Source organism: Streptococcus suis (assembly GCF_046032115.1).
Lineage (GTDB): Bacteria > Bacillota > Bacilli > Lactobacillales > Streptococcaceae > Streptococcus > Streptococcus suis_AJ.
This window is the reverse complement of record NZ_JARQOZ010000020.1, coordinates 2096-20150: the sequence shown is the minus strand read 5'-3', so window position 1 is coordinate 20150 and position 18055 is coordinate 2096. Positions and strand designations below refer to the sequence as shown.

The following is an 18055-nucleotide window of genomic DNA, read 5'->3' as shown; positions in this document are numbered from 1 at the left end:
CTTCGGATATATCTATTCTTCCAAAAATGAACAAGAAAAAAGCCATGCAAAACATGACCTTTCCCTATGGAAAAAGTCACACGAATAGTAAGCCCTTATGAGCAGTCTTATCCCTTGTGTAGTCGGTTCATATGACCTCACTACAAGTTTTAAGAACGACTAATAAGTAGCTTAATTATTCATGTAACTTCACCTCACGTATTTTATATATTTATTCTAAACAAGTTCAATGAATTTGTCAAATCTTGGTCAAGGGAGTCGCTGTATCTGGCGATGTGTCATAGACTTGGAAATCCACTCCAACTCCTAAATCAGCCTGAGCCAACTGATTAACCATGGTCATGTGAGCCAATTCCTTGATATTGTTTTCCTTTGACAGATGCCCTAGGTAAATCTTTTTGGTCCGATTTCCTAGTGAGCGAATCATGGCATCAGCTCCATCTTCGTTACAAAGGTGGCCCTTATCTGACAAAATCCGTTGTTTGAGGTTCCAAGAGTAAGAACCCGAGCGCAAAATTTCAATATCATGGTTGGATTCAATCAAATAAGCATCGGCATTTTCTACAATTCCAACCATGCGGTCACTGACATAGCCTGTATCCGTCAACATAACAAAGGATTTGTCATCCTTCATAAAACGGTAAAATTGCGGACATGCAGCATCATGGCTAACTCCAAATGACTCAATATCTAGGTCGCCAAAAGTCTTCATAGCACCCAATTCGAAGATATGTTTTTGAGCCACATCAATCTTGCCCAATTTGCTCTCCATAGCCTGCCAGGTCAATTCATTGGCATAAATGTCCATGCCATACTTACGTGCTAAAACACCGATACCATGGATGTGATCGCTATGTTCATGCGTTACCAGGATAGCATCAATATCCTCAGGCTTTCGATCAATTTCCGCCAAAAGACTGGTAATCTTTTTCCCTGATAAGCCAGCATCCACTAAGATTTTCTTTTTATCTGTTTCCAGGTAAAAACAATTCCCGCTGGACCCCGAAGCTAAAATACTATAATTAAAACCTTTTCCGATCATATTCTCCTATTCTTCCTCATCTGAATCATCCCACTCATCTAGTGCGATGTCCTTGCTGTACGGCAAGACAATTGTAAACGTTGAGCCATGACCATACTCACTCTTAGCCCAGATGAAGCCTTGGTGTTGTTTGACAATTTCTTTGGCAATAGCCAATCCGAGACCTGTACCACCTTGAGCACGGGAACGCGCCTTATCCACACGATAAAAGCGGTCAAAAATTCTCGGCAAATCAGCCTTTGGAATTCCCAAGCCCTCATCCGAAATCGAAACAATTAACTGATTGTCTGTTGTTTTCATACTAAAAGTGATGGTACCACCGTCAGGAGAATACTTTATGGCATTGTTTAAGATATTGTCCAAAACTTGAGTCATCTTATCTGTATCAATCTCTACCCAGATTGGACTAATCTGATAATCACGAACGATGGTATAAACTTTTTCTGACTCAGAATGCTTCATCTGATCAAAACGGTTAAGAATAAAGGTCACAAAAGCAGTAAAGTTTATCAGTTCGACATCAATTTCACCGACTTGATTATCAATTCTTGAAAGACTTAACAAATCCGTAATCATCCGCATCATACGGTTGGTTTCATCAAGAGATACCTTGACAAAACTTGGGGCAACCGATTCTGTCAAAGCACCCTCATCCAAGGCTTCAAGATAGGATTTGACAGAAGTCAAAGGCGTGCGTAGCTCATGACTAACATTTGAGACAAAGAGACGACGTTCCCGCTCTTCCTTTGCCTGCTCAGTCATATCATGTAAGACGACAACCAAGCCAGAAATCAGACCACTCTCACTACGAATCGTTGCAAAATTAGCGCGTAAAGTCAAAAATTCTTCGTTTTCATTGGTGTGATCAATCACAATCTCAGGTGTCTGAGCCAACAAATCTCTCAAGGTATAACGGTCTGATAAATCTAAAACCTCTAGCAGGTGATACTGCTCCTGCTTTTGGCTAGAAAGCCCCAACTGTTTCTGGGCCATATCGTTAATCATGATAATCCGTCCGATACGGTCTGTAGCAATAACACCGTCACTCATATAGGACAGGATGGAAGTCAGACGTGTCTTTTCTTGTTCTAAATTATCATGAGTTAAGCGGATGACCTCCGACAAATCATTAAGAGAATTCGCCATGTCTGTGATTTCAGGACTTCCCCTCATGTCTAACACATCTGCATAATTCCCCTCAATTAAAGCATTGACTTTTTGATTGAGTTGTTTAATTTGCTTATTATCCCGATAGTTTTCAATCAAAAGGACCGTCAGAGTAATTAGAAAGCCAATCAAAATGACAACAAACCAAAATTCTGCCGTGGTCATTAAATAACGTAATTGATTAATCATTTCCTTTTATAAAATATCCCACTCCGCGACGAGTAAGAATGTATTCTGGTCTGCTTGGTGTATCTTCAATTTTCTCACGCAGACGACGAATCGTTACATCCACCGTGCGGACATCACCAAAGTAATCATAACCCCAAACTGTTTCCAATAGATGTTCTCGAGTCATAACCTGACCTAAGTGTTTGGCCAGATGGTGGAGCAATTCAAACTCACGATGGGTCAGCTCCAGCTCTTTGCCATGCTTCTTAGCGACAAACGCATCAGGCAGAATGACCAAATCGCCAATCACCAACTCTGGAGTTCCTGTTGACTCAATATTTGTCTGCGTCTCTGCCAATTCACTACGACGAAGAAGAGCCTTAACACGCGCCTGCAATTCACGATTAGAGAAGGGCTTGGTCACATAGTCATCCGCTCCAATTTCAAGTCCGATAACCTTATCAAATTCGCTATCTTTAGCAGATAACATCAAGATTGGAACATTGCTGGTCTTACGAATCGTTCGAGCGACCTCTAATCCGTCCAATTCTGGCAACATCAAGTCCAAAATGACAATGTCAGGAAACTCAGCCTCAAATACTTCCAAGGCTTCACGTCCATCGAAAGCTGTCACAACTTCATATCCCTCACGCGTCATATTAAACTTAATAATATCTGAGATTGGTTTTTCATCATCAACGATTAATATTTTCTTCATTTTTTTATTACCTTTATTTTATTTCTTCTATTATATCAAACTTACCTAAAAAATTCATATTTCAAAACCATCCGACACAGTTATGTCACATTTTCTAACATACGACACATTAAATTGTCAGAATTTACTTGACATTCCTAATCTACAGTGCTACTATATTCATACGTTAGAAAACTTTACATAAGGAGAATTTTATGGCTTTAGTAGAATTTAAAGATGTTAACAAATACTACGGTGATTATCACGCCCTTCGCAATATAAACTTGGAATTCGAACCTGGACAGGTTGTTGTTCTCCTTGGACCTTCCGGTTCTGGTAAGTCAACCCTTATCCGTACTATTAATGGTTTAGAATCAATTGATAATGGAAAACTTGTAGTTAACGGACACGATATCTCTTCTACTTCTATCAAAGAATTAGTTGCCCTCCGAAAAGAAGTCGGCATGGTCTTCCAGCACTTCAACCTCTACCCACACAAGACTGTGTTAGAAAATGTTACCTTGGCACCTACGAAAGTTTTGGGAATCGACAAGGCGACTGCGGAGAAAACAGCTCAAAAATACCTCGAATTTGTAAACCTATGGGATAGAAAAGATTCTTACCCAGCAATGTTATCCGGTGGACAAAAACAACGTGTCGCCATCGCTCGCGGCTTAGCTATGAAACCTGAGCTTCTACTCTTCGATGAACCAACATCTGCCTTGGACCCAGAAACTATCGGCGATGTACTTGCAGTTATGCAAAAATTGGCACGTGACGGGATGAACATGATTGTCGTAACACACGAAATGGGCTTTGCCCGTGAAGTAGCTGATCGCATCATCTTCATGGCCGAGGGAGAAGTTTTAGTTGATACAACAGATGTGAATAGCTTCTTTGACAACCCGACAGAGCCTCGTGCCCAACAATTCCTCAGCAAGATTATCAACCACGAATCTGACAAAGTAAAACTCTAGGAGGAAGTCTATGGATAAGAAAAAAATCAACATTTTCTTTGCAATTAGATTATTGGTCTTCGGACTTATTCTTCTCGTTTTCGCAAAACAACCAGTAGCTCAAACAGAAACACCCGCATCCATTACCAATAGTGATCAGGTTCAAGCTATCATCGATAGGGGCGTGCTCCGCGTCGGAGTGAAACAGGACGTCCCAAACTTTGGCTACAAGAACCCTGATACTGGTGAATTCGAGGGAATGGAGATTGACATTGCTCGCAAAATTGCAGACGAGTTAGGGGTGGAGATTGAATTTACCCCTGTTACGGCACAAACTCGCGGACCACTGCTTGATAACGGTCAAGTTGATATGGCCATCGCAACTTTTACCATCACTGAGGAACGTAAACTCCTCTACAATTTCACAACTCCTTACTACACAGATGCCGTTGGCTTCTTGGTCAATAAAGATAGCGGAATTAAGACCTTTACCGACCTAGATGGAAAGACAATCGGTGTAGCTCAGGGTTCCATTACACGCACTCTCATCTCTGAATTGGCAGACAAGTATGGCATTTCAGTAAACTTTGCTGAACTTGGTTCTTATCCAGAACTTTCCGTATCCCTTAGAGCACATAGAACCGATGCCTTCTCTGTAGACCAATCCATTCTATCCGGTTACATTGGCTCAAAATCAGAACTCATGGACTTTAGCTTCTCAGCTTCTGACTATGGAATTGTTACTAAATTATCTAATAAAGACCTTAACAACTACTTAAATAGTCTTGTTGAAGAATGGACAGCTGACGGTAGTCTTCAACCTATCTATGATGCCAATGGTCTAGAACCAGTAACAGAAACAGACGAATAGAAAGGTGAAACAATATGACAGTTTTAACAACTAGTCCTTACGCTTGGGAAAATTGGGTCAGTTACTTTAATGATTTTCCAACCTTTTTCCAAGGCTTTCTCTTTACCTTAGCCATTTCTGTCGGAGCCTTTATCATGGCTATGTTTTTAGGAATTGTCTTTGGTAGTCTCTCTTCTAGCAAAAATAAAGTTTTAAAAATCATCGCACGTGTCTATGTTGAATACTATCAGAATACACCGCTTTTGGTTCAGTTCATGATTGTTTATTATGGACTTCCGTTGATTTCAAATTATGTTCTCATGCCGTCCATCTACTGGACAGCTGTTATCTGCGTCGGACTCTATCACGGTGCCTATATCGCAGAGGTCATTCGTGCAGGGATTGAAGCTGTGCCTACTGGGCAAACTGAAGCCGCACTTTCACAGGGATTTACCCAGACTGAAACCATGCGGATCATCATTTTACCACAGGCCATTCCGACAATCTTGCCACCTTTGACCAACCAAGTAGTAAACTTGATTAAGAATACGGCTACTGTTGCCATTATCTCAGGTGCGGATATTATGTTTATGACAAAATCGTGGTCTGCCATGAATGCCAACTACATTCCAGCCTTTGCTGGTGCTGCTTTCCTTTACTTCATCATGTGCTTCCCTGTTGCAAGCTGGGGTCGCCGCATTGAAGAAAAGAATAAGTCAGCTTTTTCACACTAATAGGAGGTTGAACGATGAATTATGTTTTAGAATTACTCAAACCTTCAACCTTCCAACTCTTGTGGAGCGGTTTGAAGTTAACCCTTTATATCTCAAGCATTTCGGTAATCTTGTCCATTCTTTTCGGAATGATTCTCGCTATCATGCGCAACGGAAAAAATCCGATTTTCAAGTGGATTGCAACCATCTATATCGAATTTGTGCGTAATGTACCAAACTTGCTTTGGATTTTCACTGTCTTCTTGGTCTTCCAAATGAAGTCAACGCCTGCTGGTATTACTGCTTTTACTATTTTTACCACGGCAGCCATGGCCGAGATTATCCGTGGTGGTCTCAACGCCATCGGACCGGGCCAGACCGAAGCTGGCCTATCACAGGGTTTTACCCCAGTGCAAATCATGGTCTATATCATCATGCCACAAGCTATTCGGAAGATGTTGCCGGCTATTATCTCGCAGATTGTAACGGTCATCAAGGACACTAGTTTCCTCTACTCCGTTATCGCTCTTCAAGAACTCTTTGGTGCGAGTCAAATCCTTATGGGACGTTACTTTGAAGCAGAGCAAGTCTTTGCCCTCTACATCATGGTCGCCTTGATTTACTTTAGCATCAACTTTGCCATTTCTAGCCTGTCACGTTATGTGGCCAAGTCTTGGGCGAATTCGATTGAATAAACAATCTGAACCAGTTTTCTTCGGAAAGCTGGTTTTATGGTATAATCAAAGAAAATATACTCGAACCGTTTTGGAAATCACTCTGTTCCCAAATAGTTTAGAGTAAAATAAAGGAGAAACTTATGAAACGACTCATCTATATTGACCAGCTGAAAGGATTTGGAATTTTGGCTGTCTTATTTCTGCATACGGTCGGTTATATCCGAAACGCTCTTCCATATACCGATGTCACCCTTTGGCGACTAGAAGCCTGGCTCCATTCTTTTCTTATGCCCTTCTTCGTGTTCGTCAGTGGCTTTAGCTTCTATCATTTTTACTTAAAACCAAGAACGATAAATAATACTTATATATATATATATATATCGGTTGTTACAAATCTACGCAGTATTTGGTAGCGGTATTGTCATTAGCAAAATCCTCTTTTCAAGCCATACCGTTGATAAAGTAGACCCAAGTCATTTTCTTTCTAATTTTCTCCTACCAGATACCTCTATGTGGTATATATGGTTTTTAATCCTTATAACCACCGCTACTCTTATTCTCCAAGGGGTGCAGCTCAGCCCTGCCGTTTACTTAATCAGTAGCTGTCTCTTTGCACTCTTTGCTGTCCTATGGGGTGGTCCGCTCAATATCAGCCAGCTACCAATCGGACTACAACACCTAACTTCTTTACCACTATTCTATGGTTTAGGTCTTTATGTTGCCAAAAAAGAAATCCACAAGAAAGTGATTATACCAATAGTTTTTCACAGATTGACTAGTCTGATTGCCATCTTCTATCTAATCTATTTACAGTCCTACCAAACCTATCCAAATCAGCACCTAGCATTCCACACCTTCCTAAGGTATGCTAATGGACTGGCTATGACCTACCTGATAGTCTCTATCATAATCACTTTTGAGAAAAGATTGCCTACAGTCATATCCTGGTTTGGCCAATATTCACTATACTTTTATCTAATCCATACCTATATCCTAACTATTCTCACTCTTTTCATTAAGAAATATTTTTTAGATTCTTCTACACCTCTCCTTATCCTCCTAAGTTTTGGAATACTCCTTATCATCAATACCCTAGTCTTGTTAATCATAAAAAGAATTCCTGTACTGGATAAAGTATTTCAAGGGAAATTGATTTCCTATCCCCAGAAGAAGCAGGAATAGTATGTAATACTAGCACTCCCAGCCAGTTGGTTGGGATTTTTTGCTGTCAAAAAAGAAGCCCTTTCGGACTTCTTACTTTATCATTCTTATTCAGTTTCAACTGGACGTGATTTGCGAGCAATATCTGCTAGGATATGGTCCACAAATTCTGATACTGACTGAGTTTGCGTTGCCTTGCTTCCGTAGCGACGAACATTGACTGCATTGTCTTCCATTTCCTTATCACCGACGATGAGTTATCAATACTAAGTTAGAGGCCTATCTAGTATATCAGAGATGGTTCGAGTAGATCTATTCCTATAATCTGTCTCATACTCCGCCGCGTCCCCATATCTAGACTCTATATAATCACTTATATAATCTGAAACTCCATAATCAAAAATATCCCTCAAATTATCTTCTAATTTCTCAAAATCTAGAGCCTCTAATTGGGTAGTTGTCAATACACTCTCTACATACTCAGAAATATAAAATTCTATTACCCTACTATTTAACTCAGTAGAACTTTCTATATAATCTTGTACATCAACTCCGTAATTATTGTCAAAGTACTGTTCAACCCAATAATACGGATCATTGTCAGCTTCCCTCTCTATCCACATTAGCGCCACATCCATAAATTCTGAAAATAGATTTACTCCTGTCTCTTCTTCTCCAGAGTCAATCACTTCATTTTGATCAAAATCTACAGAATACACTTCATCAAACAAGGAACTAAGACTTCTTCCTAGTTTCCCTATATCTACTTGCTCATCAAAAATCTTTTCAACCAAGTGTTTATTTTGCTCTGAGTACAGTAACTCATGCAAGAAATCAACTTTTAACGATGGCTTTTTAGAAATCTCAATTTCATAAACCAAATCAGTCCAGTCCCTGGAATAGAAATTATTTAATTTAGACCCTTGTGTATAAAAAGTTCCATTAAACTGATAGATAAAATCTAAAAAGAGTCTTCTATTATAGGTTTCATCACCTCGAATTATTGACAAGAGTTTATTTCCAATAAATTCATCTGTATCCCTAAAACCTTTCCAACTGATAATAGCAGATTGGAATTTTCCAAAATCTAAATTTCTCAACTGTTGAAGGTAGATAGAATTATCAATTAGTTGATTCTTTACATAATTATCATTATTAAGCCGATGAAATAGATAGTCAAATATCGACGGATTCTTAAAATCTAGCATCATAGAACCATCATCATAATGATATAAATTGACCCAAGAATCTTCCAATACCCTTATAATGTCTTGGATAGTCCCCATCTCACTTTGAATTTTCTGAAAGGCAATTTTTACTTTCTCAAAATTTATTGGATACTCATTGAACGAAGCAAAAAGGTATAAAAATCGTTGCTGATTACTGGTTAATTTTTCAAAGATTTCATCATATAGCTTAGTGGGGTTTGTTAAAATATCTATAATGTATTTTCCATAGTCTTCGTGCTCTTTCCGCGCCTCTCTAACAATTGCCTCCATCAATCGTGGAAAATAATTTTTATGTTTAACAATAGATAAATAGGTTTCCTTCTCCCTTAATTGTTCATAATTGGATAAAATCGTCTGTTTTTCGAGATTTTGATGAAATTCTTTCTCGAAATTCTTTCTCAAAATCAGAGCCTTCTCCTCATCAGTGAATCGAGAAACATCTATTGTAACCTTTTTACCTTCTAAGTCCTCAATATAATTTCCAAACTCAATATTTGCTTGGCTCGCCACCTGTAATATCTGAGTCCGCGTATTGAAAATCAAGTATAAATTATCCACTCTTCGTGCTAGCTTCACCAATTTACTAACTTTACTCAAGTGGTGTTCAGCTTTATCAAAAGTATTTCGCCCTAAAAAATCATCGAAAATAACTAATAAGACTGCATTCTCATCCTTGTAAGCTGAACTATATAATTCAACCACATCATCCACATCATCAATACTTCTTTGAATAACAGATGCCGATGTATCAAGTCTATTTGAAAACAAAAAACCTAAATACCTACTTGTTTCCGTCTTACCTACACCCGGTTGACCTGTTAGAAAAACTAAGCGATGCCTCATTAATGTTTCATAAACTAGTCGGCCAGCTCTTGTTTCAACAAAGTAGTGTCTATCAAAATCATCGAAAAATAATTCTGATTCTAAATCATGTATCTCCCTTCTCATTTCCCTAAACTCTTGAATTAATTTACCATTTAATAAATTATATTGCCTAAAAATGTCTTGATAATTTGTATCGTTTGATAGTTTTTCAAGCTCGCCTGCATCAATAATGTGTTCGTCACTCTTTATCCATTCTGGTTTTAATTCTCTAATTTTCTTCCTAGAGTCGGGATTCAAAGAAGCACTCGTAACTACGATATACTCAAACTGATTGACAAAATTTTTTTCATCTTTCAATTTTTCAAGTTTCTCAACCTCTTCCGAAATCAATTTAATCATTTTGGAAGGTTGGGTTGAACTCTGATATCTTTTTGATTGTACTATTATTGTCGGATTCACCGAATCATCCATTCCATCTATACCGCCATCTGGACCTTCACCAAAATCAATGATGTTAGTATTAAATCTTTTTTCAACAATTCTATTAGAAAATTTTTCAAAATCATCTGGTGATAAAAATTCTGTAGGAACCCTCATAACAATCTCCACTCCAAACATCTTTTATTATATAAATTATACCAAAAAAGAAGCCCTTTCGGACTTCTTGCTAATTATTCAGCTTCAGCTGGACGTGATTTGCGAGCAATATCTGCTAAGATATGGTCCACAAATTCTGCAATAGACTGAGTTTGCGTTGCCTTGCTTCCGTAGCGACGGACGTTGACAGCATTGTCTTCCATTTCCTTGTCACCGACGATGAGTTGGTATGGAATCTTGCTAGTCTGGCTCTGACGAATCTTGTACTGCATCTTCTCATTCCGCTCATCCACATGTACACGAACGCCACGGTCTTGCAATTCTTTAGCAACCTTCCAAGCGTAGTCCAAGTGAGCCTCCACAGAAATTGGAATCATGGTCACTTGGGTTGGAGCCAACCAAGTTGGGAAGGCACCTTTGTAGGTTTCGATCAAGATGGCAGTGAAGCGTTCCATAGTCGAGATAACACCACGGTGAATCATGACTGGGCGGTGCTCCTCACTGTCAGCACCAATATAGGTCAAACCAAAACGTTCTGGCAATAGGAAGTCCAACTGAATAGTTGACAAAGTTTCCTCGTTACCAAGGGCAGTTTTCACCTGAATATCCAACTTCGGACCGTAGAAGGCTGCTTCACCCTCTGCTTCAAAGTAGTCCACGCCCATTTCATCCATGGCACCCTTCAGCATACGCTGGGCATTTTCCCACATCTCATCGTTGTCAAAGTACTTCTCTTTGTCCTCTGGGTCACGATAAGACAGGCGGAAACGGTAGTCGTTTAGGTTGAAATCTGCGTACACATCGATAATCAACTGGAGAGCTTTTTTGAACTCTTCTTGGATTTGCTCAGGTGTCACGAAAATATGACCGTCGTTAAGAGTCATCTCACGTACCCGTTGCAAACCAGTCAATGCACCTGATTTCTCATAGCGGTGCATCATACCAAGCTCAGCGATACGCACTGGCAGTTCACGGTATGAACGCACATGGTTTTTATAAACTTGAATGTGGTGTGGACAGTTCATCGGACGTAGAACAAACTCCTCACCGTCGCCCATATCCATAGTTGGAAACATATCTTCATGGTAATGTTCCCAGTGACCTGAGGTCTTGTAAAGCTCAACCGAAGCCAACGGTGGCGTATATACGTGCTGGTAACCAGAAGCCAATTCCTTATCTGTGATGTAACGCTCCAAGGTACGACGGATAGTCGCTCCATTTGGCAACCAGAATGGCAAGCCTTGACCAACTTCTTGGCTGATCATGAAGAGATCCAATTCCTTACCAAGTTTACGGTGGTCACGCTCTTTGGCTTCCTCACGCATTTGAATGTATTTTTTAAGGTCTTTTTTGTCAAACCAAGCTGTACCATAAACACGTTGCATCATTGGGTTTTCGCTCTTACCACGCCAGTATGCACCAGCCACATTGAGCAATTCAAAAATCTGGATACGGCCTGTTGACGGAACATGTGGGCCACGGCAGAGGTCAATATATTCACCCTGGGTATAAATAGTCAAACCACCCTCGTCATCAGAGTGCTCGTGAATCAATTCCAGCTTATATGGATCATTTTTGAAAATCTCAAGAGCTTCTTCCTTGGTCACCTCACGGCGTTCTGAAGGGAAGTTTTCCTTGACAATCTTCATCATTTCTTCCTGAATGCGTGGCAGGTCTTCATTTGAAATCTGACCAGCCGCATTATCCGTGTCATAGTAGAAACCGTCCTGAATAGCTGGACCAACCCCCAACTTGATGTCTGGGAAAAGACGACGAGCCGCTTGGGCAAACAAGTGAGCAGCTGAGTGACGCAAGATGTCCAAAGCATCCTCATGGTCGGGCGTTACGATTTCAAGCGTGCCGTCCTCTTCGATAGCACGAGTGGTGTCAATCAATTTACCGTTGAACTTACCAGCAAGAGCCTTTTTCGCCAAAGACTTGCTGATGCTCTCCGCAATTTCAAAAGTTGTCACACCAGCTTGGTACTCACGAACAGCACCATCTGGGAAAGTAATGTTAATCATATTTATCTCCTTTTTATTTATTTTTTATCCCCAATAACTCTTCTTTTTGAGTTAAAAAGGTTTCCATTTCTTTTTGAATGTCAATATCCAGGCGGTCGGCCAGTTCAATCAACCACCAGATATTTTCAGCCAGTTTATGCTCCAAGGTATAGGGCGTTTCATCATAGTAACGACCCTGCTTGGTCATAATCAGGCGGTTCATGTTGCCAATATCATTGGTCAAAGCCAAGAGGTCCTCTTCAATAGACCACTCTTTGTCGTGGTGCTTGACCTCCAACTCTCTGTAAGCCTTGCGAATGGCTAGGCAACGGTCAATCGTTTCTTGTGGAATGCTGGTCAACTTCATCTCCTTGTTTGGTCAAAAAAGAAAATACGACGCCCTCGTAAAAGGACGTCGTAACGTGGTTCCACCTTCATTCGCAGTCACGCTAAAAAGCCTGACTACCTCAGATTGGCGATAAGGGAACCACCCTTTTATGTTTGCATAAAATCATACCGAGTAGTGTCAATCCTATCCTCTATGTGCTTGCACCCACCGCACACTCTCTCAAAGATTTCCTAGAATTGATAAATCTCTACGCACTATTATAGCAGTTTTTTCTGATTTTTCAAGGATTTTTTATTTTTTATGCATGACATACACTTGGTTCATTTCTTCGTTTCTTCACTGCATCAAACCAAATCAACTATGTCTACTTTAATACTCTTCGAAAATCAAACTCAGCCCTTGTTGACTTGATTTGATGACTGAAAAGCTCCTGAGGAGGTTTTCAGTCATCAAAGTAATAAAAGTCAACTAAATGACGATATATCCACTTGACAGCATGCTGTTATCTAGAGCTTTGGTTGAAAGCAACGACTTACAGATAACTTTACAGTCCTAGAACGATAGGAGGGACAACCGTTTACCATATAACCAGTTCGCTCCTTCTTCTCATACTATTTAAAAATAGAAGTTCTGAAATCATCCGTATTTCTCAAAAGAGCATTATAAATCCGTTGTTTGAGGACATTGACCCAACTTGACTCATTGTGTGCAAGTACAATATCAATGCTCTTCATATCTTGAGCCACAGCTTCATCCATAAGCTTTTCTAAATCTGCAAAAGAACTAATCGTAACTTGTTTTGTTGAGTTTGGCTTATCCAATTCGTAGGTCATTGTGAAGTCAACCAAGTTGTCAAGTTGATTAATACGATTTTGGTACATAGCTTTCTTAAATGTTGCCCAATCAGCATACTCATCTTTAAAAATATGTTTAAAGACTCTGTCATCTGTGATGAGCCCAACATTTCGTCTAAACCAACCATCATACACAAGTTCCCCAGCCGCTTCCGCTTCTTTACCAAGTTGATTAGATACATAAGGAATGAAGCCCTCTACATAGCCTTTTTCTGCCATCAATTCATAGGCCATACGACGGAACATGAAGTCTCCTGGAGAACCATTTGGATTAGATAAGGCGGAATAAACTGGAGAAAAGAGACTTACGGTATAATAACCATTACGAGTTAAGCCAGCATGCGTGTCCCAATATTCACGACGGTTGATAATGCTGTTGTCAACCAAATCATCGATGGTATTCAGTTTTGCAGCTTCCTCAATTGTCAGCTGACGGATTGTATTTCCTGCATGCGTGTTCTTTTCTTTATCCTTGATATAGTAATTATCAATGACCCTATACCATTTCTGCTTGACAGTATCGCTTTGCTTCAAAACAGACTTCGCTTCTAAATAGTCTAGCAAATAGATAACGTCAAACATATTGTGAACGTAGGTATTTAAATCTGCTACATTTTTATAACGCTGTGCAGGGTTAGCAGCATGATAGCGGGTTATAGAGTCTTCATTTCCAGAGTAAACAGTATTAATTCCTAACGAACGTGCCTGATTACCATTTGGAGCTTGTAAAAGACCAAGGGCAAATAGTTCCGCACCTAAACCTTGACGACGACCATTTCCTTCGAAATAAATTCCTCCATCAAAGTTATGAACCATTTCGTGAGTGAAGATGGAAGTGCCATATTGATCGAGCATTCTATCAACAACAAAATGCGTCAATGAGCCTGTTGCATACGCACCTGATCCATTCGCTGCATACCATTTACCTACTGGACCAAAGAAGTTAGCAATAGAAGAACGCTCCGTATTTTGAAGACTCTTCCAAGTAGCCTTACTTGCTGAGTCACGGAAATTAAATCCATCATAGTTCAAGACTGACTGGAATAGTTTTTCACGTGATTCCTCTGTCAAAATGCTATACCAATAATCAAAATGATCTCGTTGCCAAACAGCTGCTCTATCAACAATCTGATGCATATACTCTTCAAATTTCATACCATTTGATGCGGAATCATACAAGTAACGATCGTAAGCCCCAAACGATAGTGTTGACATGGTAGAAATGATATACATACTTTCATCTGGGAGAGTCAGAAGAGGTAAGAGCATGTTTTGATGTCCCCAGCTCGCCTTGGTGATGCGATCGTAGACTCCTAGTGCGTAGCGACTATCCGGTGTCGCTTGTGCTTGCTTCTTAGCAGCCTCTTCAACATTTGAAGCCATTTCTACAATATAGGCCTTACTTGTATCTTTCAACCATTCATTATTTGTTTTGTTTGGTACAAACAATTGGCGATAACTTGAAAGATAATCAAATAGAGTTGCTTTTCCTTTGGCCAACTGTAAAGAATTAGCATAGGTCTGAACGTTATTCTTTGGACGAAGATTGTCATAACCTGAATTCCCTAAAGCAATAATAACATCCAGTGTAGAAGTTGCCTGATTACCAAAGAAGTCTTGTTTAAAGACTGTCAAATCTCGAGTATTTAAATCGCCGAAATCAATATTATACCAACGTTTCAGATATGCAAGACCCAGCACCAATGCTTCTTTATTTTGAGAAATCTTCTGAACTAGATAATTCTCAACCGATGCACCTAGGCTATTGATAGCTTTATCAGAAGCCAACACTTTCCGTAAATCTTCCGCGAGATGATCCCGCACACTATTGAAACTATCTTCCAAATACAGTGCCCACAATGGTTTTTGTTCAGTAGTTGATGGAACTCCCAAATCCGATGCCCAGTTCTTCAACTCATTTTCTGTTGGTGGTGTCGTAGGCTCTACAATTCCCAACACCGCTTTCACTTTATCAGAGTTAAATACTAAACTCGAAATATCATTTGTAAGGCGATGTACCATTCCATCGTAGTTTGATAAGAATGTTTCTGGAGTATAGAGTAAATCCGTTCCTACAATTGTATAGTCAGATACATGGCTATTTACAAAATCTTCCTTGAAAGCAACATCTAAATAATCAATTGTATTATCAGCATAATGGAGCATAATACGGTTGATAGCTTGCTTTTGACTGTTTGGATCCGTCACAATAGTATTATCTACCATTGGAATAACATCTAACAATCTAGTTTTAGCTAGTTTGTCTGTCAAGACCATCTTGTTAGCTTGGTAAACAATATATTCCTTGTTGTAGAATGGTAGTAATTTCTCCATATTAGCATAAGCAATAGCACGTTCAGGATTTGCTTTATCTAACGAGCTATAGTCCACACTATACAAATTCTTAGCTTGGTTGTTCAGACTATCTGCTACCGTAGCAGTAATTCCCATAGCTGCAATTTTACTTGCCGCCTCCGTTTCTGAAATTTCGGTACTCCACTTATCTGCAGCACCGCTAGCCGAACCAGTAACAAATGTATTGGTAATAGGGGCCGAACCATAGGCGGTATCTCCATGAACTCGCTTACCATTGGTTACTTGCACAGTGCTGACAACATTATTTACAAATCCAGAACTCCAGGTTGAGCCAACTACTCCGCCGACCTGACCAGCTGTTGTCAAGTTTACAATTGTTCCCTTGGCTACTCCATCTTGCAAACGAGCACTATTTTGGACATGTCCTACTAAAGCTCCTGCTCGGTAGTTGTTATTCTTAGCAGAGAGAGTTATAGCTACATCAGCTTGTACTTGACTGAGCGTAGTATGGTTGTCCTGTGCCCAGCCTGCAATTCCTCCGATATTGGAACCTCCTGAATTGGTTCCTATTGCTACAAGCTGACCTTTAAAGGAACTATTCGTAATCTTAGTTGCACCATTTGCGAGATAGACAAGCCCTCCGATACTTGTAGGAGCTGAAATGCTACCTTCTACTGAAACGTTCCTTATCTGACTTCCAGTTGCTGTTTTAGCAAGTGCACCGACTTTTTCTGTCTTAGAAGTAATCGCAACGTCAATCAAGTCTACATTCTCAACCGTAGCATTTTTGATGATATTAAATAGTGGCTGAATAAGGTTATAGATAGCGTACGATTTGCCATTATGAGCACCATTCAAACGACCTGTAAAGGTAGATGTAACATAAGAGAGGGCATCTGTAGCTAAGTCAACTTCGTCAGCAGTCATATCTGCACCAAGTGTGTAGGTTCCTGCTGGGTCGTTTTCTATTGCTGTTAACAATTCTTTGAAAGAAGTGTATACACCGTTCTGGCTTTCTACTCGTTTGTCCACATAAAAACTATGATTTTTATTGTATTGGTTTCCTGTGTCCTGAACCAGTTCATCAGTTTCGACAGTCAATTTAAACTTGGTTTGACCATCTATCTCTACTTCTTCAATTTTAGAGATTGGAAGAAGTAATTCTTTGAAACGATCTGATTTGATTTTTACAAAGTAGTTGTCCAAATTGACCGATTGGCTAGTTAATGACAATTGCCGACGATAATGACCATTGTCAAGACCATATAACTCCACTTGGTCGATATCCTTAATTTCAATCTTCTTATAATCCAAGCGGAAATCTTGTGTACTTTCTTGCAGTTTTGTCTCTGGACCCTTGCCCACGTTATAGGTAACAATTGTTTTTAGAGTATAGTCTGTATAGTAATCCAAACCTGTCAATGCGAGAGGTGCAGTCACATCTGCAATTTGAATTTCTCTTACAAGCTGGTCTCCCTGATAGAGCTGAGCAACCGCTGAAATGTATGATTGAGTCCTATCTGATAATTCAAAACTAGCCTCTGCCGATTTTGCATTTTCATCTTTTGTAATAGAAGTGATTGTAATTGTTGGTATTTCTTTTACCTTAGTACCGACTTGGACAATCTTTGGTCTTGGATCTGTAGTAATTTCATTCGAAATTTCTTTGGTCTCAACAACCTTACCATCAATAATATAGCTGCGGGTGACAATGGTACGTACGCCATCTACGCCTTCTTGGCTGACAACCGTCTCACCTGCTAGGAGTTCGCTATTCGGAACTTCTTGGGTTTCATAGGCGACGGGTTCGGTACGGGTCGTGTCACGTTCTACAATATCTAGACTTGGCAGTTCAAGACTTGGGGCATCCTTTGGAACTTCTTCTACTACCTTAGTACCGACTTGAACGATTTTTGGAGTGGCTGGGGTCGTTATCGTATTCGAAATTTCCTCAGTCTTAACAACCTGACCATCAACAATATAGCTGCGGGTGACAATGGTACGTACGCCATCTACGCCTTCTTGGCTGACAACCGTCTCACCTGCTAGGAGTTCATTATTGGGAACCTCTTGGATCTCATAGGCGACGGGTTCGGTACGGCTTGCATCACTTTCTACAATATCTAGGCTTGGCAGTTCATGGCTTGGGGCATCCTTGGGAACTTCCTCTACAACCTTAGTACCGACTTGAACGATTTTTGGAGTGGCTGGGGTCGTTATCGTATTCGAAACTTCCTCAGTCTTAACAACCTGACCATCAACAATATAGCTACGGGTGACAATGGTACGCTCGCCCTCTACGCCTTCTTGGCTGACAACGGTCTCACCTGCTAGGAGTTCGCTATTGGGAACTTCTTGGGTTTCATAGGCAACTGGTTCGGTACGGCTTGCATCACTTTCTACAATATCTAGGCTTGGCAGTTCATGGCTTGGGGCATCCTTGGGAACTTC

Annotated in this window: 11 protein-coding genes and 2 pseudogenes; 5 read left to right on the top strand and 8 right to left on the bottom strand. The window is 40.1% G+C overall.

Features of this window, described 5'->3' with window-relative positions; all coding sequences use genetic code 11:
• Window positions 1-238: 238 nt before the first annotated feature.
• Genes P7J36_RS07190 through yycF form a run of 3 tightly spaced genes read right to left on the bottom strand, consistent with a single transcriptional unit; the run spans window position 239 to window position 3095 of the window.
• Window positions 239-1042 (bottom strand): MBL fold metallo-hydrolase, encoded by an 804-nt coding sequence (locus tag P7J36_RS07190; RefSeq protein WP_002935843.1) that lies wholly within the window; start codon window positions 1040-1042, stop codon window positions 239-241.
• Between the two features lie 6 nt (window positions 1043-1048).
• Window positions 1049-2398 carry a cell wall metabolism sensor histidine kinase VicK gene (gene vicK, locus P7J36_RS07185; protein WP_408551725.1) on the bottom strand — a complete coding sequence of 450 codons (1350 nt, stop codon included), beginning with the start codon at window positions 2396-2398 and terminating at the stop codon, window positions 1049-1051.
• The gene (gene yycF / locus P7J36_RS07180) at window positions 2391-3095 is read right to left on the bottom strand and encodes a response regulator YycF (RefSeq protein ID WP_004298854.1); all 705 of its coding nucleotides are present in this window, start codon (window positions 3093-3095) and stop codon (window positions 2391-2393) included. Before yycF ends, vicK begins: the two co-directional genes overlap by 8 nt.
• 194 nt (window positions 3096-3289) lie before the next feature.
• On the opposite strand from yycF, the gene P7J36_RS07175 reads away from it, so the two are divergent.
• The 5 genes and pseudogenes from P7J36_RS07175 (at window position 3290) to P7J36_RS07155 (ending at window position 7452) form a co-directional block, all read left to right on the top strand.
• A complete protein-coding gene (locus P7J36_RS07175; RefSeq protein WP_408551724.1) occupies window positions 3290-4051 on the top strand; it encodes an amino acid ABC transporter ATP-binding protein in 762 nt (253 codons plus the stop codon).
• A 10-nt stretch (window positions 4052-4061) separates the two neighbouring features.
• On the top strand, window positions 4062-4901 hold the full coding sequence (locus P7J36_RS07170) for a transporter substrate-binding domain-containing protein (protein WP_408551723.1): 840 nt from the start codon (window positions 4062-4064) through the stop codon (window positions 4899-4901).
• A gap of 14 nt (window positions 4902-4915) precedes the next feature.
• Window positions 4916-5614 (top strand): amino acid ABC transporter permease, encoded by a 699-nt coding sequence (locus tag P7J36_RS07165; RefSeq protein WP_408551722.1) that lies wholly within the window; start codon window positions 4916-4918, stop codon window positions 5612-5614.
• Between the two features lie 14 nt (window positions 5615-5628).
• Window positions 5629-6288, top strand: a complete 660-nt coding sequence (locus tag P7J36_RS07160) for an amino acid ABC transporter permease (protein WP_408551721.1) — start codon at window positions 5629-5631, stop codon at window positions 6286-6288.
• Window positions 6289-6410: 122 nt separating this feature from the next.
• A pseudogene (locus tag P7J36_RS07155) lies at window positions 6411-7452 on the top strand (acyltransferase family protein).
• Window positions 7453-7538: 86 nt separating this feature from the next.
• Here P7J36_RS07155 and P7J36_RS07150 read toward each other — a convergent pair.
• The 5 genes and pseudogenes from P7J36_RS07150 to P7J36_RS07130 form a co-directional block, all read right to left on the bottom strand.
• Window positions 7539-7688: pseudogene (locus P7J36_RS07150) on the bottom strand (His/Gly/Thr/Pro-type tRNA ligase C-terminal domain-containing protein); the annotation flags it as partial.
• Window positions 7689-7697: 9 nt separating this feature from the next.
• On the bottom strand, window positions 7698-10082 hold the full coding sequence (locus P7J36_RS07145) for an nSTAND3 domain-containing NTPase (protein WP_172107874.1): 2385 nt from the start codon (window positions 10080-10082) through the stop codon (window positions 7698-7700).
• A gap of 74 nt (window positions 10083-10156) precedes the next feature.
• Window positions 10157-12106, bottom strand: a complete 1950-nt coding sequence (thrS, locus tag P7J36_RS07140) for a threonine--tRNA ligase (RefSeq protein WP_408551718.1) — start codon at window positions 12104-12106, stop codon at window positions 10157-10159.
• 13 nt (window positions 12107-12119) lie between these two features.
• Window positions 12120-12446 (bottom strand): nucleoside triphosphate pyrophosphohydrolase family protein, encoded by a 327-nt coding sequence (locus P7J36_RS07135; protein WP_408551717.1) that lies wholly within the window; start codon window positions 12444-12446, stop codon window positions 12120-12122.
• 599 nt (window positions 12447-13045) lie between these two features.
• A partial coding sequence (locus P7J36_RS07130) for a ZmpA/ZmpB/ZmpC family metallo-endopeptidase (RefSeq protein WP_408562440.1) occupies window positions 13046-18055 on the bottom strand: 5010 nt, incomplete at its 5' end.